Raw genomic sequence first — 17,883 nt, forward strand, 5'->3', positions numbered from 1 at the left:
AACACATGGCTGGACCACGCAACGTGAATGAAAAGATCGATCAGGCGCTCGAAAATGAGAATGTTACGGAAATTGCCGAGCAGCTCGCACGTTTGCGAGAAGATCTTGCTGGCCTTGCCAAAAGTGTCAAAGCTCTTGGCGTTGATGCGACTGATGAGATCAAAGCGCAGGCAAGTCGTGTCACAGATGAGGCAATCAACGCCTCCACCCAAGCAGCGCAAAATGTTCGCGACGAGTTTTCCGCCCTCAACCAGAGCCTGACAGAACAGGTGCAAAAAAAGCCCCTGCAGTCTATTGGCATTGCTGTTGCGGTCGGCTTTTTGCTTGCCGTTATCAACCGTCGCTAATAATCGCCATGCTCCAAACCCTTCTCGTTTACCTCAGCGACAGCCAGCGTGAGGGCAGAGTTATAACCCGCCGCATGCGCTGCAAGGCCATGTTGTGGGCATTCTGCTTGTTCAGTTTTCTGGTCGCTCTGATCTTCGGCATCATTGCTGGCGCCATCTATCTGGCCCGGGAAATTGGCGCCGGCCCTGCAGCTTTGTTGATTGCAGGCATCGCCTTCTTGCTTGGTGTTATCGCACTGATAATCTTGGCTGTAATGAACCGGCCACGTGCCTACGGCCCTCCGCCTGGAGTGGGGCAAGTCGCCATGGCGCCGCTTGTTGTGCAGTCATTGGTTGGCAACGCCATGCAGTCCCGGCCCTATGTGACCCTAGCGGTTGCCGGTGTGTTAGCATTTCTGGCTGCGCGGCCAATCGTGCGCAAGTAACAAATCTATCCGGCTGTTATCGGACGGCCGGATACCGTTCTCCCCTAATATTGCCGTAACAACTGTCTGCGTCTCTGGCCTCGATCTGGAAACCATGCAATGAAACGCGTGGTGCAGTAATTGAGAGACAATAGATGCCAGAAAAAATTCTCGTCGTCGGTGGGGCCGGATATATTGGCTCGCACACATGCCTCCTGCTTGCAGAAAGAGGCTACGAGCCCGTAGTTTACGATAACCTTTCCAATGGACATGAAGAATTTGTGCGCTGGGGCCCATTCGAGCAGGGCGACATCAGAGACCGTGCACGCCTTGAAGAGGTCATTGCAAAGCACAAGCCAAAGGCGGTGATGCATTTTGCGGCGCTGATCGAAGTTGGAGAATCTGTCAAGGAACCGGTCGCCTTTTACGACAACAATGTCATTGGTGCACTGACCTTGCTCTCCTGCGCGCTAAATGCCGGGATCGATGCATTTGTGTTTTCGTCCACCTGCGCGACCTATGGTCTTCCGGAACGGGTGCCGCTGGATGAACAACACCCACAAGCACCGATCAATCCCTACGGCCGCACCAAGCTTATCATTGAACAAGCCTTGAAGGATTTTGGCACCTACAAAAATCTACGGTCGGTTATCCTGCGTTACTTTAACGCAGCAGGTGCAGATTTTGAAGGCCGTATCGGCGAATGGCATACGCCGGAAACCCACGCCATTCCGTTGGCAATCGACGCAGCACTTGGCCGCCGTGAAGGTTTCAAGATCTTCGGAACAGACTATGACACACGCGACGGCACCTGTGTTCGTGATTACATCCATGTGCTCGATCTGGCCGACGCCCATGTTCGTGCTGTCGATTATCTGCTGGCGGGAGGCTCAACCGTTGAGTTGAACCTTGGCACCGGCACGGGCACCACGGTCAAGGAATTGCTGAATACCATTTCCGACATATCCGGACGCCCATTTCCGGTGACCTATGCCGATCGTCGCGAGGGTGACTCCACCACACTAGTCGCCAATAATGACAAGGCACGCGAAGTTTTGGGTTGGGATCCACAATATACGTTAAAAGACATTATCAGCTCGGCCTGGCAATGGCATTCCACTCATAACGGCTGAAATGTCTCTGATAGACAGGCAACAAAAAAGGCGATGCCAACAGCATCGCCTTTTTATTTGAACTCAACTAACCATTACGGGGTGGTTGACGAGGTTGTCGAGGTATCAGGCATTGCTGGCGCCTGGGCATTCTGTGCATTACGCTTTTCTTCCAGCGTCATGAACTGTGGTGCCGCCTTCAGGGCATCAGCTGTTTCCATCGTCGTCAAACGAACGGTACCAGCTTCAGCGTCACGCGTTACAGTTACCTTGTCGATTGGCAGCGCTACGTTTTTAGCGCCAATACCAAGGAAACCACCAACACCTACGACAACTGCATCAATGCCACCGTTTTCCTGAATAATAAGGTCGGTCACGTTACCGATGCTTTCATCACCAGAGGTGTAGATCGACTTGCCAATATAATCATTGGCACTGACCTGCTGCTCAGACTGCTCGGTCAAATATTCACCCGACGCGGAAGCGGCTGTGTCTGGGGCAACAGTCGCATCAGGTGTTGCAGGAGCAACAGGAGTTGCGGGTGTAGCCGCAGGGCTTTCTACCGAAGGGCTTGCTGGAGCACCCGGGGCCGGTGTGGTTTGCGCCATCGCAAGTGGTGCGAAAGCAGTTGAACCCAACAGGGCAGCGGATGCGATCATGGTGAGTGTCTTCTTCATATCGAACCTTCCTTTCGTAACATCAAGAACTTGCAATAACCGGTATGTTCGGTTGTGTTTGCTGTTCGGTATGGAAACGGCACAAGGGCGGAGATGGTTCCTTATTTTATCGAGAAAGTTTCTCAACACACGGAAATGTCTTTGCTTTTTCATTCTAACGCCCTAAATTTCGGGGTGTAATCATGCTTTTAAAATGATCCGGCATGACATAATGTATCGCCAGTTTGGCAATCGTTCTCATCGCCTGAAAGTGAAATCAGTCGCATGACCGACAAGGAACGGGATGATCGAGAAACTCAAAGCATACCTTGGACGGTTGTTCCCGGTCGCTTCGCTAAGAGCTTATATTGTGGTGATGACCACTGTCGTCACCTTGCCGCTGATTGTTTTTACCGGCTACCTGATGTTCAAACTCGAGGCCGACGAACGTTCCGACCTGCAACGTGAAACCGTAGACGACGCCAGAGCGATAAGCCGCAGCATTGAACGCCGCCTACAGGAAATGGCAACATCCCTCAACTTGCTGGCACAGTTTCCAGAACTTGAAAGCAACGATCTTCCCGCCTTTCAGCGCCGTATTCATTCAAGCCTCGCGCAAGAAGGTCTTTACGTTATTGTCGCCACCAAAGACGGGCAGCAGAAGCTGAACACGCGCCTGCCATCAGGCGAAACGCTGGGAAAAATTCCTGAGCAGGCAGACCTCTCGAAATCGCTGTCTCAAAACCGCATAACCGTATCGAATATCTTTTTTGGCAACACCAGCAAGCAATGGGTGTTTAACGTTACATTGCCGCTACCGTCGAGACTTGCAAGCACAGGCGATGCACTGATCATGACGCAAAATGCCGCTGATCTTCGCCCGCTTATCTCGACAGAGAACCTGCCTGCTGACTGGTCTGTTGCCGTGCTGGACGATGAAGACAGGGTGATTATCTCAAGCGAACCAGGCAAGGTCGTGCCTGGAGAAGCATTTACCGAGGAAAATCTGCTCGGCCGCATGAGCGGTTTCAGTGGCAACTTTCTCGATGATCACGGCAACGTCTTCGCCTATTCCCAGTTTCTCGGTTGGTCATGGAAAACTGTTATCTGGGGTCCGGCATCCTCTAGCCAGGTCGCATTGGTCAGCACCTGGCGCAACATGATGATAGGCAGCGTGCTGATGGTGCTAGCCGCAATCACCGGCGCCTATATCGTCGGTCGGCAACTGCGAAGCTCGATACTGGAAATAACCGATATGGCGGAGCGCATCGGCCAGGGCGAAATTGTTGCACCGGTACAGACCAAGATCACCGAAGCGAACCAAGTGGCTATTGCTCTGTCCAATGCCTCCTTCGACCGAAGTCAGGCTGAAGACCACATGTTGCTGGTTCTGCACGAGCTTGTTCATCGATCAAAAAATATCCTGACACTTGTGCAAGCGATGATGCGGCAGCTTGCGCGTGAAAACACGTCGATTGCTGATTTCCAGAGAGAGGTCGATCACAGACTGCGTGGCCTTGGTATGTCTATTCGTGCCCTGACAGAAACACAGTGGCAGGGATTGCCAATCAAGAAATTGATCGAAACCCATCTTGATGTGTTCGGCAGTGTAAGCCAGCAAGTCGTCAACAAGGGTGAAGACTTCATGCTCTCGCCAGAGGCAGCACAGAATCTCGGATTGATCCTGCACGAATTGACGACCAACTCCATCAAGTATGGTGCGCTGTCCGTCAAAAACGGCATCGTTGAAATTGAATGGCAGCAATCTGAGAGAGAAGATGGTCAGGAGATGATGACGATTTACTGGCGCGAGAAAAATGGGCCGGCGGCCGAACAACCAAGCCGCAAAGGATTTGGCTCAACCATTGTCAAACGTCATGCAGAAGGCGCGTTTTCGGGCGTTGTCGCCATGGATTACGCCACCTCTGGCTTTGCCTGGACGCTCACTGCCCCAACACGCTATTTCATCAAATCAAGCAAAACATCCGAGGCAGAATAAAAAATGAAAATTTCTTTGGAACGAAATGAATGCTCACGCATTCTTTCTGCAAGCCAGGAATGTTACCCCGTCCCCCGTCATTCCCTTGGCTTATGCAGGTCCCGCCCTAAGACCTGTATAAAAAAGCCCGGTTCAGCCCCCGAACCGGGCTTTTTTTATGGCTGATTTCCTGAGTATCAATCACTTGCCCAAATGAATAACCCTCCCGCAACAAAATTGGGGAGGGCCGCAAAACTGGCAGAAGTAACCACTGTTAAATAGGGAACGTCAGACGATAGCGGATGTGGTCGGTATGAATTTCATAAACCGCCTCGCCAGCCAAAGCCGCCGGGACGACCTTTTCAAGCACAACACTGCCAAAATGGGCATTGTGCTTATGCCCCTCCGGCTTTGGTTCGATAGGCCGGTTTGAGAGTGGCTCCTCCCATAGAATTTCCAGCCGATCCTCCCCATCCGTCTGCGAACGGGTACAGTGCAAGGTAACTGGAAGATGGCTTGCCAAATTACCGCCATGAGAGATGGTGTTAACCACCAGCTCATGAAACGCCAACCCGACATAGACAGCACCATTCGGGTTCAGCAGCACATTATCGCCATGCATGCGAACCAGATGCGGATATTCCGGCAGATAGAGATTGGACTGCTGACGCAATAGGTCAAAAACCGAAGCGCCTCGCCAATCGGAATCGGTAATCAGATCCTGCGCCTGCGACAGCGCATGCAGACGCCCCCTGAACTTGCGCAGGAACTCGTCTTTCGACAGCGTAAAACGTGCCGTTTGCGAAGCAAGACTTTGAATGATCGCCATCAGGTTCTTCGACCTGTGGCTCACTTCACGCAATAAAGAGCGCAATAGTTGCTCACGCCTGCGTTCTGCAGTGACCTCACGGATCGTGGTTTTGATTACAAGCTGCTCACCGCGCGTGACGGTTGTGTAGGCAGCAAACTGGAAAATCCGGTCTTCGCCCGCATTCACCTCCAGCATACCGCTGGCACCGGACACGTTGAGCCCTTGCTTCAAATCTGAAAGCCGAAGGGCCAACTCCGATCCAAAAAGATTTTCATCAGTGGGTTCGCACCCGGCGGGAACCTGCCAAAGATCCGGGAGATTGGCTATGAAGATGTAGTTTGAGGAACAATCCTGAAGCATGACAGTCTCGCCGGAATCCAGCAGAGCGAGTATCAGCGATTCACGTAATTCCTGCTCATCCTGCCCAGGCGTGTACCAAGCCAGACGGTGCACTCATGATCTCCTTAAACAATGTCACAACAACCGCTTCGCGAAGGTTGTGACGAACACCATGTCCGGGGAAGAGCATTACCCTTCCCCCGTCATGACTGGACAAATCACCTATGCAGCAGCACGTGAATTTTCATTAAAGAAGAGCGCCTGACTGATCAGTGCCTTCACCATATCTGGGTTGAATGGCTTGGTAACCAGGAAGGTCGGCTCTGGCCGTTCGCCAGTCAGCAGTCGCTCCGGGAATGCCGTGATGAAGATAACTGGCAGCGATGTGGACTGCAGGATTTCATTCATCGCTTCAAGACCGGAACTTCCGTCGGCCAGCTGGATATCTGCAAGAACCATCTTTGGACGGGTGGTCTTGAACAGCTCGATGGCTTCTTTGTGGGTACGAGCAATGCCGGTAACATTGTGACCGAGGTCTGTCACCATTTGCTCGATATCCATGGCGATCAAAGGCTCATCTTCGATGATCATGATATCGGTTGCCACTTGGCGGGCGATTTCCGATGCGGCTGTGTCGATCAGTTCGCCAAGCTTCTTTTCCGAAACCTGAATAATTTCCGCAGCTTCACTGGCGCTGAACTCTTCCACTGTGGTTAGCAGAAATGCCAGCCTTGGAAGAGGCGGCAGTGCTGCCAAATTGGCAGAGGCCTGCTTTTCCCAACCACTCAGTGGTTCTTCGGGGTTTATATTGATGCTAACGGAACCAAAAATAGAGACAAACAATTGATAGACTGAAACTCTGTCGCTGCTGGTCTTGGGATAAATACTGACATCGGCGATCAAGGCCTCGAGGCTCGCAGCAACATAGGCATCACCTGTGGTCTGGGAACCGCAAACGGCTCTCGCAAACCTGCGTAAATAAGGCAGATGAGGCGCTATACGAGTGGAAACTGACATTAATAATTCTCCCCTTACATGCGATTTGCCCTGCAAATCCGTGTGTAAACACAACACTTAAAAAAAAGTTCCACACTGCCGGAACTCTTTTTTGCTTGCCGCATTTTATTGTACGGCGATGAAAGGACTACTTTAAGTTATGAGTGATTTTCAGACAGATGATGATATTGCAGGAAAGGCGGATGGACCAGTTGTTCCAGCCTCCGGACGTACTGTTATTTCCCGCAAGTTAAGAGAACTCTACGACACTGTTCAAGACGAAGGTATTCCGGACAAATTTCTCGATCTGCTGGAAAAGCTGGATGAAGCCGAGCGTAACGCCGGTACATCGGAGGCGCGATGACCGGTTCCTCGGATCAGAACGAGCGCGACTTCAAGCGTGAAATGCTTGCTGCGCTGCCAAACTTGCGTGCCTTCGCCATTTCCCTGATTAGATCGCGCGATCGCGCAGATGATCTAGTTCAGGACACCATCATGAAAGCGTGGGCAAAACAGGACAGCTATCAACCTGGCACCAATATGCGGGCTTGGCTTGTCACCATTTTGCGCAATGAATTTTACAGCCAGATCAGAAAATCAGGCCGTGAAGTCCAGGACACCGACGGTGCTTTCACATCCAAGCTTTCAGTGCCACCAGAACAGAACGGTTCAGTAGACCTCCAGGATTTCAAGCAGGCACTTGCCTTGCTGCCGGATGACCAGCGTGAAGCCATTCTGCTGGTTGGTGCATCAGGTTTTGCCTATGAAGAAGCCGCCGAAATTTGCGGCTGCCCTGTTGGCACCATCAAAAGCCGTGTAAGCCGCGCGCGTCTGCGCCTGCAGGAACTGCTCGGCATTGAGGATGAGCGGGAGTTTGGGCCGGATGCCCAGATGACTGCGGTTACCACAAGCGCTATCATTCGCTGATATCGAGGCTTGAGAGTTCAACACTCTCAAGCCTTTTCCTTTTGCATGAAAACCAGAGGCGCTTGCGCCTTAAATACCGGTGTCCTTCACGGACTGCATCACGACATAGGTCGATGTATTGGAAACGGATGGAAGGCTGGAGATTTTTTCACCCAGCACCCGGCGATATTTGCGAATATCCGTTGTTCTGACTTTGAGAAGATAATCGAACGAGCCCGCGATCATGTGGCATTCTTCGACTTCCTTGATTTTTCGTACAGCCGAGTTGAAATCCTCAAGCGCCTTTTCGCGGGTGTCGGACAATTTCACTTCAGTAAAGGCAATATGTTCAAGTCCAAGCTTGGCCGGATTAAGTGTTGCGCGAAAACCCAGAATATATCCGTCTTCGATCAGTCTTTTAAGTCGCGCCTGACACGGCGTTTTCGACAGGCCGACCTGTTTCGACAACTGCAAAACCGACATGCGGCCATCATCGCTGAGAGCTTCGAGGATCTTCATATCGAACTGATCCAAATCGCCTGATTTTACGCCTTGAACCATCAATATAGACTTTCATTATGATTTAATAAGACTGTTTTGCCTATTTTATTGCAAAAATAAGGACAATGCAATTTCCTGCGAAATGTTATGTTCTCAGCAGAGAAAAGGTGCGCGAAATATTTCTGTGCACCTTTGCAAAAACGATTTCATGCATTGAGAATTGGAAGGACGAACCGATGGCGGATGTCACAGGCAGCATGGGTGTGAATGGAAATACGACTGCTCAAGGCGTCTTCGAGCGGTTTGCACCGCCTGTACGCGAACAGAATGCATACCGTCAGGCCATTACCCAGGCTTATCGCCGCTCTGAGCAGGACTGCATTGCTCCTCTTCTGGAACGCGCCACTGTCACCGAACAGTCGGCACAAGAAATCCGCTCCATCGCCCGCAAGCTGATTGAAGCCCTGCGCTCCAAGGCAAAAGGCACCGGCGTGGAAGGTCTGGTGCAGGAGTATTCGCTGTCCAGTCAAGAAGGCGTGGCGCTGATGTGTCTGGCAGAAGCGTTGCTGCGCATTCCCGACACCGCAACCCGTGACGCACTGATCCGTGACAAGATTGCCAATGGTGACTGGAAGTCTCACATCGGTGGCGGTCGCTCGCTGTTCGTCAATGCCGCCACATGGGGTCTGGTGATCACCGGCAAATTGACATCGACCGTCAACGATACTGGTCTTTCCTCCGCCCTCACCCGTCTGATCGCCCGCGCGGGCGAACCAGTCATTCGTCGTGGCGTCGATATGGCGATGCGCATGATGGGCGAACAGTTCGTGACCGGCCAGACGATTGGCGAAGCCATCCAGCGTTCCAAGCCCTATGAAGCAAAGGGCTTCCAGTATTCCTACGACATGCTGGGTGAAGCAGCCACAACCGGCAAGGATGCGGAGCGCTATTACCAGGATTATGAGGCAGCCATCCATGCCATCGGCAAGGCATCTGCCGGCCGTGGGGTTTATGGTGGGCCTGGCATTTCCATCAAGCTTTCCGCACTGCATCCACGTTATTCGCGCTCGCAGGCAGACCGCGTCATGGCTGAACTGCTGCCACGCGTCAAAGCGCTGATGGTGATGGCGAAAAACTACGACATCGGCCTCAATATCGACGCCGAAGAAGCAGACCGCCTGGAGCTTTCGCTCGACCTCTTGGAATCGCTGGCGCTTGATCCTGATCTCGGTAACTGGGAAGGTCTGGGCTTCGTTGTGCAGGCCTATGGTCGCCGCTGCCCGTTTGTCCTCGATTACATCATCGATCTTGCCCGTCGCTCAAACCGCCGTATCATGGTGCGTCTCGTCAAGGGCGCTTACTGGGATGCGGAAATTAAGCGTGCGCAACTGGATGGTCTGGATGACTTCCCCGTTTACACCCGCAAGATCCACACCGACGTGTCGTACATTGCTTGCTCGCGCAAGCTGCTTGCTGCACGCGACGTGATCTTCCCGCAATTTGCCACGCACAATGCCCAGACAATGGCGACCGTCTACCACCTGGCCGGACCGGACTTCAAAATTGGCGATTATGAATTCCAGTGCCTGCATGGCATGGGTGAGCCGCTTTACAGTGAAGTTGTCGGCAAGGACAAACTTGACCGTCCGTGCCGTTTCTACGCACCTGTCGGAACGCATGAAACCCTACTCGCCTATCTCGTTCGCCGTCTTCTTGAAAACGGCGCCAACTCGTCCTTCGTTAACCGTATTGCCGATCCCGCTGTACCGGTCGATGACCTGCTGACCGACCCGGTTGCCATTGTGAAGGCAATGCCGGTTCCGGGTGCTCAGCATGACAAGATTTCGAGCCCAGCCGGCCTGTACGGCACAGAGCGCCGCAACTCCGACGGCATTGACCTTGCCAACGAAAACTCTCTGTCGGCATTGAGCGCCGCACTGACGGAAAGTGCAGCCATGCAGTGGACGGCGGCTTTCCCGGCATCGACGGGTGCAAGCCGACCGGTTTTGAACCCTGGCGACCACACCGATATCGTCGGCTACGTGACCGAACCGTCCGAAGCTGACGTCAAGCAGGCATTCGAGGCTGCCACCGCGTCCAATTGGCCAAACCTGCCAGTCGCAGAACGTGCAGCAATCATCGAACGCGCTGCTGATTTGATGCAGGCAAAAATGCCAATATTGCTTGGCCTGATTGTGCGCGAAGCAGGAAAGTCCCTGCCAAACGCCATTGCAGAAGTGCGCGAGGCCATCGACTTCCTGCGTTATTACGCGGAAGAAGCCCGCAACAACTTTGCAAGCGAACAGAAGGCACTCGGTCCAATCGTCTGCATCAGCCCGTGGAACTTCCCGCTGGCGATTTTCATCGGTCAGGTGACTGCAGCATTGGTCGCGGGAAATCCGGTTCTCGCAAAGCCAGCGGAAGAAACCCCGCTGATCGCCGCCGAAGGCATCCGCCTTTTGCATGAAGCAGGCGTTCCGGCCGATGCCGTCCAGCTGATGCCTGGCGACGGCAAAACTGGTGCTGCCCTCGTTGGTGCGCCGCAGACAGCTGGTGTCATGTTCACCGGCTCCACCGAAGTTGCCCGCCTTATCCAGAGCCAGCTTGCAACGCGCGTATCGGCAGGCAACCGCCCAATTCCGTTGATTGCGGAAACCGGTGGCCAGAATGCCATGATCGTCGACTCCTCTGCCCTTGCAGAGCAGGTTGTCTTCGACGTGATTGCTTCTGCCTTCGACAGCGCCGGTCAACGTTGCTCGGCACTGCGTGTCTTGTGCTTGCAGGAAGATGTGGCGGACCGCACGCTGACCATGCTGAAGGGTGCGTTGCACGAACTCAGCATCGGCCGTACCGACCGTCTGTCCGTGGATGTCGGCCCTGTTATCACTGCTGAAGCCAAGGGCATCATTGAAAGCCACATTGAGGGCATGCGTTCGATTGGCAATCGTATCGAACAGATCGAACTGGCTGGCGAAACTGGCAAGGGTACATTCGTACCGCCGACCATCATCGAGTTGAAAAACCTATCCGACCTCAAGCGCGAAGTGTTTGGTCCGGTTCTGCACGTCATTCGCTTCAAGCGTGACAACCTCGACAAGCTGATCGATGACATCAACGCAACCGGTTATGGCCTGACATTCGGCCTTCATACACGCCTTGATGAAACCATCGCCCATGTCTTGTCTCGCGTGAAGGCAGGTAACCTCTACGTCAACCGTAACATCATCGGCGCGGTCGTCGGTGTGCAGCCATTCGGTGGTCGCGGTCTATCTGGCACCGGTCCTAAGGCAGGTGGACCACTTTACCTTGGCCGTCTGTCGACCAAGGCACCGGTCTTTGCAGAAAAGCACAACGGTAAAGCCGATCCGGCGATTGCCGAATTTGCAAAGTGGCTGGATAGCAAGAGCAAGACATCAGCCGCCGCCAATGCCCGCAACACCGCAGACCTGTCCGCCGTCGGTTTTGAAACCGAACTGGAAGGCCCGGTTGGCGAACGCAACGTCTATGCTCTGCATCCGCGCGGTCGCATCCTGCTGGTTCCGGAAACTGAAAGCGGTCTCTACCAGCAACTGTCGGCAGCATTGGCAACAGGTAACAACGTGGTCATTGATACGGCTGCAAACCTGCAGCCATCGCTTTCCGGCGTGCCGCAGGCGATCGCAAATCGCATCACATGGTCTGCAGACTGGAAGAACGCAGGACCATTTGCTGGCGCGCTGATTGAAGGCAATGTCGACAAGATCAAGCAGACAAACGGGCTTATTGCTGCCCTGCCTGGCCCGCTTGTGCTCGTACAGGCCGCATCGAGCGCTGAACTGGCCGGTGAAGAGCAGGCCTATTGCCTGAACTGGCTGGTTGAAGAGGTATCTGTCAGCGTCAACACCACAGCTGCCGGCGGCAACGCCAGCCTGATGTCAATCGGCTGACACCACCAAAAATAAAGCACGTTGCTCAGATCACCTGAAGCAACGTGCTTCTTTCCATAACCCGGCAGATGCTCGAAGCTTCTGTCGGGTTGTTTATGTGAGTGGAATGAGATCGCGCAGATAGGTATTTTCCTGTCGGGATTGCGCGTAGGCCCCGGGCTCTATCTCAGCGTAAAGAAGGGCGTCATTGTCCGCGGACGCCTGTGCGAGGAATTGGCCGTCCGGCGCTGCAATACAGGATAGTCCGGCATAATCAAAGGCGCCGTCGCTCCCGGAGTGATTGACGTAAGCGACATAAACCTGGTTTTCAAAAGCACGCGTGCGGATCAATGTCTGGGCAATAAAGCTGCCCGACGCCCCCTTGGGCAAGGCTGTCGGCACAACCACCAGCTCAGCGCCGGCAAGTGCAAGACGGCGGACATTTTCCGGGAACTCGACATCGTAGCAAATGAGCATACCGAAAGTGATGCCACCATACTCAACCAGAACGGCCGATGGTTTTTCAGCACAAAACAGGCAACGCTCGTAATCGCCATAAAGGTGGGATTTTCGGTAGATGCGGCTATTGCCCTTTTCATCGACAAAGATCGCGCTGTTATAAACCTTGTCCCCGGCACGTTCTGCAAACCCCGCCACAACGGCAATCGAATAGACGCGTGCAATCTCTGCCAAGCGTTGTTCAATCTCGCCACCGGCCGGAGATGCCAGTGACGCCATGGCTTCGCCTCCCCCGTAACCGGTGACTGCAAGTTCAGGCACAATCAGCAATCCGGCACCCTGAGAGGCTGCCTCCTTTGCTGCCTGTTCAACACGCGCCAGATTGGCCGAAACATCTGCCAAAACCGATTGCATCTGCAAAGCTGCGATCTTCATGATACTCACTTGTCGTTGGAGGACATGGCACCCAGAAGTTTCGGCAAGTCACCGAACCGGGCCACCAGACCAAAGACCACAGCTGCAATTGTCAGGAATAACACGGTCACCGAGGCCATGGTCGGGGTGTAGCCGTAACGCAAAGCATTGAAGATCTTGATCGGCAGGGTTTCCATGGTGAAACCGACAGTCATATAGGCGACGATATATTCGTTGAGCGACAGCACGAATGCGAAGGCATAACCTGACACCAGATAGGGCAGGATCAATGGTAATACTACAGTCCTGAAGATGGTACGGTCATTGGCGCCCATCGTCGATGCAGCCTCGACCAGCGAGCGATCGATCGAGGAAAATCCGAGTGAAATCGTCACCAGCGGCAGTGTCACGAAAAAGATGGCGTGACTGACAACTGCCGTCCAGGGTTGACCATAAAAGCCCGTTGTTGCCCAGAAGGTCAAAAGGCCAAGCGCTGTGATAACTGGTGGTAGCGTAAATGGCGCAACACCCAGCACCTGAAAAACATTTGCCCATGGCGCGATACGACGCCACAGAAACCACGCCAGCGGCAAAGCGATCAACAACGCAAGGGCAGCCGAAAGAGCAGCCAGCGTTACCGATGCAAACAGCGCGTTACGCCATTCGACATTGGTAAAAATTTCGCCATACCACGACAGTGAAAAACCCTGCGGCGGAAATGCCAGCGTCTGTTTTTCATTGACCGACACACCGGCAACCACAATCAGCGGCATTGCCAGAAACAGGCCGAACAGTGTGAAGAAAAGGCGTTTCAGAAACGTAGTCATGCCGCTTCTCCCTTACGTCCTAGAAACAGCGTCAAGCCGACAAGTCCAAGGGTTACGAGAACAAGGAATACCGCCATGGCCGCTGCAAACGGCATGTTGGACTGGTAGATCGCCTGATCCGTAATCAGCACCGACAAGGTCCAATGCTGCGGACGACCGAGCAGCTGAGGCAGCAGGTAACAACCGAGCGCAAAGATGAACACCATGATCGAGGTTGCCATGATCGTGCTTCTGAGCGCTGGCACCACGACTGTGAAGAATGCCTTGATTGGAGAGGCACCAAGGGTGCGCGCAGCCTCGGTCAATGTCGGATCAAGCCGTACAAGTGCGGGATAAAGCACCAGTACGGTGTAAGGCAGTGCCTGGTAGACAATACCTGTCAACACAGCGCCAAAACTCGGGGTCAGAGCCTTTGCCTGCTCCATCAATCCGATCGCCACAAACAGGTTGGTGATACCAGCGGTGCGCGAAAACAACGTGGACCATGCAAAGCCGATCATGACTTCAGACAGCGACAACACCGACAACAAAGTCACCAGCCACAGTACCTGCACCTTTCGCGCCGAGCGCGACAGCAGGTAGGTGAAGGGCACGGCGATCACCACGCAGCAAATGGCTACAAGCACCGCCAGCATCAGTGAAAAGCCAAGCACGCGCCCGAAAAACAGGCTCATGAACCGGGCGTAATTGTCTAGAACGAAGGCCGGTTCGTAAAACGCCCCCTGCAAGCGTTGAAAAAACGAAACCGAAATCATCGTGCCAAAGGGAACGACGAAGAAAATGATCAGCATCAGGGCTGGAAACAGCAGCGGCCCGTAATCGGTCAGTTTTTGCGGCGCTTCCCGTCTCATGATTTCAACACCACGCAGACATCAGCGCCGAGCTTCACGCCAACATTTTGCCCGACAGTAACCTGAGGACGGGCGCTCGGTGTCGACACGGCAACAATCTGCTTGCCGCCCGCCTCGACGAAGGTTTCGATCGTACCGCCAAGATCACGCACAAAGGTAACGGTTCCGGATATCGTGCCATGACCGGGCGCCGTCAGTTCGACATCTTCCGGGCGCACCGAAATCACGCCCTTTGACAGGCCGGACGAAAGTGCCAATCCCTCGACAGCTTCGCCAAGCACAACAGCACGGCCAGCACTGTCGGCGGAAAAATCAATGAGGTTGGTCATGCCGATAAAGTCGGCAACGAAGGTATCGGCCGGTTTACGATAGACATCGACCGGGGCTGCGGCCTGGCGGATTTCGCCGCCATTCATCACCACAACCGTGTCGGCCATGGTCATCGCTTCGCGCTGATCATGTGTCACGACGATGGTGGTAATGCCCAGACGCTGCTGAAGCTGGCGCAGTTCAACCTGCATCGCCTCACGCAATTTCGCGTCCAGTGCCGACAGGGGTTCATCCAGCAGAAACAGCTTTGGCGAAATTGTCAGGGCACGGGCAATGGCGACGCGCTGGCGCTGGCCGCCAGATAGTTTGGAAACGGGGCGGTCGGCGTAACCGGGCAAATGGATCATCGCCAGCAACTCGTCAACGCGCTTTTTCTGCTCTTCCCTGCCAGCACCACGGATGCGCAACGGGTAGGCGATATTTTCGCCCACCGTCAGATGCGGAAACAGCGCCAGCGACTGGAACACCATGCCAAGGTCGCGTTTGTGCGTCGGCACGGTTGTAATGTCATCACCATCAAGACGGATCGTGCCGCTGGTTGGCAAATCCAACCCGGCGATCATACGCATCAATGTCGTTTTTCCGCAGCCGGAAGGGCCAAGCAGACAGACGAATGTGCCGTGTGGAACATTCAGGCTGACGCCATTCACGGCCGTGAAGTTACCGAATTGCTTGACGATGTTATTCAGGGCCAGACCGGACATACATTCCCCGTTTATTTTTTGAAAGCCGATCCGGGTTTCCCCGGACCGGATGTTGTTTTGTAAATGAGTGCTTTAACCGGCAATCATCTCAGTCCACTTCTGGTTCAACCAGTCAGACTTGGTCTGGTAGAGATCGTAACGCGGGATAACCGGATCGATATCCGAAGACACTGACGCGAACTCTTCCGCCGTCAGGTCGGTCAGTTCACGCTTTACGGTTGGCGCTGTGCCAACCTTGCGCGACAACACGGCCTGCGTTGCCGGTTGGCTCATATATTCGATGAAGGCATGCGCTTCTTCGGTTTTCTTGGATGCACGCGACAGAACCCACGAACCGGCGTCCTGAATGCCGCCTTCCTTCGGGAAGGTCGAGCGAACCGGCTGACCCTGCGAAGCGGCAAGACCGGTTACGTCGTGGTAATACTGACCCATCGGGATTTCGCCCGACTTCAACGCCTGTTCGAACTGCGCCTCATCACGGTACCAGAGGCTGACATTGGACTTCACTTCCGCCAGCTTTTCAAACGCCTTGAGAAGACCCTCTTCGGTGTCGAGTGCATTGGTGCCGCCAAGATATGTCTTGGCTGTCACTTCCAGAAGGAAGGAGTTGGACACCAGTGCCAGAAGGCCGATCTTGTCGGCATTGGCCGGATCCCACAGGGCTTCCCAGGAGGTTGGTGCTTCCTTGTAGACATCCGTGTTGGTCACCAGCGTGATGTACCAGGACACCGCACCGATACCGGACACGCGACCGTCAGGATATTTGTTGATGAAACGATCGATCAGACCGGAAGAGCTTGGGATCTTGGCAAGATCAAGCGATGCCCACAGATCAGTCGCCTGGCCCTTCAGAACCGCCACCTGCGACATCATGGAAACGTCGGCCGGAGCCTGACCTGCCTTGGCGGCCTGCTCAAGCTGTACCAGCCATGCTTCACCTGTCGGCTCAGCGACGGATTCAACAGCAATGCCGGTGGCCTTGGTGAATTCAGGGAAAATGTTCTTGTCGAACGAATCCTTGAAGTAACCACCGTAAACACCGACTTTCAACGACTTGTCCTGCGCGCGCAGGATGGAAGGCATGGCCAGCATGGATGCGCCAGCAAGACCGGCTCCCAGAACCGTGCGGCGACTGACCGGCAATGTAATTTTTTCAGACATCGACTTCTCCTTTATTGTTCGGCCTGTCTTCTTTTATCAGACCGTCCCCAGTTTTTGTTACGGATAATAAGTCATCATCAGCTTTTGACGGAAGGACTAAACACCATCAGGCTCAAGATTTCGAACAACATTTGCGCACCAGCCTGTGCGGTATTGGTTGTGGCATCATATTGTGGTGCCACTTCAACCACATCACCACCCACGATGTTCATGCCCTTCAGACCGCGAACCAGCTCAAGAACCTCGCGCGTCGTCAGCCCGCCGATTTCCGGTGTGCCAGTACCGGGCGCAAAAGATGGATCAAGACTGTCGATGTCGAAAGACAGATAGGTCGGGCCGTCACCGATAATTGCCTTGGCCTTATCGATGATTGCGGGAATACCGAGACCGGTTACGTCCTCGGCGTGGATAACGGTCATGCCGGATTCGTAGGAGAACTCCCACAGATATTCGGACGAGCCGCGAATACCGATCTGGATCGTGCGGGTCGGGTCGAGAACACCGTCGAGGACCGCATTACGGAACGGACCGCCGTGGTGGAACTTGGTCAAGTCATAGGCACCGCCAGTATCGCAATGCGCGTCGATATGGATCATGCCAACCGGGCGGTTTTTCCCGACCGCTTTGAGGATCGGATGGGTGATGGAATGATCGCCGCCCACTGCCAGCGGCAGAACACCGGCATCGACAATCTGGTTAAGACGCTTTTCGATATCGTCATGGCTCATTTCCAGACGGTAACGGCTGCGGAATGCAACGTCACCAATGTCAGCAACGCGCAGATCATGCACCGGCGCGCAATTGAGAACGTGATTGTAGGGACCAATACGTTCGATGGCGCGCAACGCGCGCGGCCCGAAACGAGAGCCGGTGCGGTTGGTCACACCGAGGTCCATCGGCACGCCAAGCAGGGCAACCTGAAGATTGCCGAAATCCGGCTCGTCATTGTCAACAGGCATATGCGGCGCAGCCAGCAGCGTCGGCATTCCCGCATAGGGCGCAACACGTGTGCCGCTCTTGGAAAAAATCTTGCTCGCCACCTTGCTGAACTTGGGATCGAACAGTTCACCGCCATGGCTTTCGCCATACTTCGCCTTCAGTTCTTGCAGCTTTTTGTCGTCGAATGTCATCTTGTGGTTCCCATTCACATTGACCGGCAACGCATCCATGTGCGCCGCACAT

At 54.1% G+C, this 17,883-nt stretch carries 17 protein-coding genes; 7 read left to right on the forward strand and 10 right to left on the reverse strand.

The features are described 5' to 3' along the window. Nucleotides 1-5: 5 nt before the first annotated feature. The 3 genes from HGO37_RS04700 to galE all read left to right on the forward strand — a co-directional run bounded on the left by HGO37_RS04700 (nucleotide 6) and on the right by galE (nucleotide 1,884). Entirely contained in the window at nucleotides 6-347 is a 342-nt protein-coding gene (locus HGO37_RS04700; protein WP_250982317.1) for an ElaB/YgaM/YqjD family protein, read from the forward strand. A gap of 8 nt (nucleotides 348-355) precedes the next feature. Continuing rightward, a complete protein-coding gene (locus HGO37_RS04705; protein ID WP_250982318.1) occupies nucleotides 356-772 on the forward strand; it encodes a hypothetical protein in 417 nt (138 codons plus the stop codon). Nucleotides 773-906: 134 nt separating this feature from the next. Beyond that, on the forward strand, nucleotides 907-1,884 hold the full coding sequence (galE, locus tag HGO37_RS04710; protein WP_250982319.1) for a UDP-glucose 4-epimerase GalE: 978 nt from the start codon (nucleotides 907-909) through the stop codon (nucleotides 1,882-1,884). Between the two features lie 74 nt (nucleotides 1,885-1,958). Here the strand turns inward: galE and HGO37_RS04715 are convergent, their stop codons facing one another. Further along, nucleotides 1,959-2,540 carry a PRC-barrel domain-containing protein gene (locus tag HGO37_RS04715; RefSeq protein WP_250982320.1) on the reverse strand — a complete coding sequence of 194 codons (582 nt, stop codon included), beginning with the start codon at nucleotides 2,538-2,540 and terminating at the stop codon, nucleotides 1,959-1,961. A 283-nt stretch (nucleotides 2,541-2,823) separates the two neighbouring features. Here HGO37_RS04715 and HGO37_RS04720 point away from each other — a divergent pair, with 283 nt between their 5' ends. Beyond that, nucleotides 2,824-4,518 (forward strand): sensor histidine kinase, encoded by a 1,695-nt coding sequence (locus HGO37_RS04720; protein ID WP_250982321.1) that lies wholly within the window; start codon nucleotides 2,824-2,826, stop codon nucleotides 4,516-4,518. Between the two features lie 253 nt (nucleotides 4,519-4,771). On the opposite strand, the gene HGO37_RS04725 is transcribed toward HGO37_RS04720, so the two are convergent. Together HGO37_RS04725 and HGO37_RS04730 are read right to left on the reverse strand one after the other, a co-directional pair. Continuing rightward, nucleotides 4,772-5,761 carry a sensor histidine kinase gene (locus HGO37_RS04725; RefSeq protein WP_250982322.1) on the reverse strand — a complete coding sequence of 330 codons (990 nt, stop codon included), beginning with the start codon at nucleotides 5,759-5,761 and terminating at the stop codon, nucleotides 4,772-4,774. A 108-nt stretch (nucleotides 5,762-5,869) separates the two neighbouring features. Further along, entirely contained in the window at nucleotides 5,870-6,664 is a 795-nt protein-coding gene (locus tag HGO37_RS04730) for a response regulator (protein WP_192487969.1), read from the reverse strand. Nucleotides 6,665-6,803: 139 nt separating this feature from the next. Between HGO37_RS04730 and HGO37_RS04735 the strand changes: the two genes are divergently transcribed. Continuing rightward, nucleotides 6,804-7,007 carry a NepR family anti-sigma factor gene (locus HGO37_RS04735; protein WP_192487968.1) on the forward strand — a complete coding sequence of 68 codons (204 nt, stop codon included), beginning with the start codon at nucleotides 6,804-6,806 and terminating at the stop codon, nucleotides 7,005-7,007. Then, nucleotides 7,004-7,570 (forward strand): sigma-70 family RNA polymerase sigma factor, encoded by a 567-nt coding sequence (locus HGO37_RS04740; protein WP_250982323.1) that lies wholly within the window; start codon nucleotides 7,004-7,006, stop codon nucleotides 7,568-7,570. The genes HGO37_RS04735 and HGO37_RS04740 overlap by 4 nt, the downstream gene beginning before the upstream one ends. 69 nt (nucleotides 7,571-7,639) lie before the next feature. Here the strand turns inward: HGO37_RS04740 and HGO37_RS04745 are convergent, their stop codons facing one another. Then, complete coding sequence (locus tag HGO37_RS04745) at nucleotides 7,640-8,110, reverse strand: Lrp/AsnC family transcriptional regulator (RefSeq protein ID WP_192487966.1); 471 nt, start codon at nucleotides 8,108-8,110, stop codon at nucleotides 7,640-7,642. 176 nt (nucleotides 8,111-8,286) lie between these two features. On the opposite strand from HGO37_RS04745, the gene putA reads away from it, so the two are divergent. Then, complete coding sequence (gene putA / locus HGO37_RS04750) at nucleotides 8,287-11,976, forward strand: trifunctional transcriptional regulator/proline dehydrogenase/L-glutamate gamma-semialdehyde dehydrogenase (protein WP_502941374.1); 3,690 nt, start codon at nucleotides 8,287-8,289, stop codon at nucleotides 11,974-11,976. 93 nt (nucleotides 11,977-12,069) lie between these two features. Here the strand turns inward: putA and HGO37_RS04755 are convergent, their stop codons facing one another. The 6 genes from HGO37_RS04755 to speB form a co-directional block, all read right to left on the reverse strand. Then, complete coding sequence (locus tag HGO37_RS04755) at nucleotides 12,070-12,852, reverse strand: carbon-nitrogen hydrolase family protein (protein ID WP_250982418.1); 783 nt, start codon at nucleotides 12,850-12,852, stop codon at nucleotides 12,070-12,072. Nucleotides 12,853-12,854: 2 nt separating this feature from the next. After that, entirely contained in the window at nucleotides 12,855-13,655 is an 801-nt protein-coding gene (locus tag HGO37_RS04760; protein ID WP_250982324.1) for an ABC transporter permease, read from the reverse strand. Further along, complete coding sequence (locus HGO37_RS04765) at nucleotides 13,652-14,506, reverse strand: ABC transporter permease (RefSeq protein WP_250982325.1); 855 nt, start codon at nucleotides 14,504-14,506, stop codon at nucleotides 13,652-13,654. The genes HGO37_RS04760 and HGO37_RS04765 overlap by 4 nt, the downstream gene beginning before the upstream one ends. After that, nucleotides 14,503-15,540, reverse strand: coding sequence for an ABC transporter ATP-binding protein (locus HGO37_RS04770; RefSeq protein ID WP_192487961.1), 1,038 nt, complete (start codon nucleotides 15,538-15,540; stop codon nucleotides 14,503-14,505). Before HGO37_RS04770 ends, HGO37_RS04765 begins: the two co-directional genes overlap by 4 nt. A gap of 72 nt (nucleotides 15,541-15,612) precedes the next feature. Continuing rightward, a complete protein-coding gene (locus HGO37_RS04775; RefSeq protein WP_250982326.1) occupies nucleotides 15,613-16,701 on the reverse strand; it encodes an ABC transporter substrate-binding protein in 1,089 nt (362 codons plus the stop codon). A 77-nt stretch (nucleotides 16,702-16,778) separates the two neighbouring features. Further along, on the reverse strand, nucleotides 16,779-17,831 hold the full coding sequence (gene speB, locus HGO37_RS04780; RefSeq protein ID WP_250982327.1) for an agmatinase: 1,053 nt from the start codon (nucleotides 17,829-17,831) through the stop codon (nucleotides 16,779-16,781). Between the last annotated feature and the right edge of the window lie 52 nt (nucleotides 17,832-17,883).

It is taken from the genome of Rhizobium sp. CG4 (assembly GCF_023701965.1).
In the GTDB taxonomy this organism is placed as follows: domain Bacteria; phylum Pseudomonadota; class Alphaproteobacteria; order Rhizobiales; family Rhizobiaceae; genus Agrobacterium.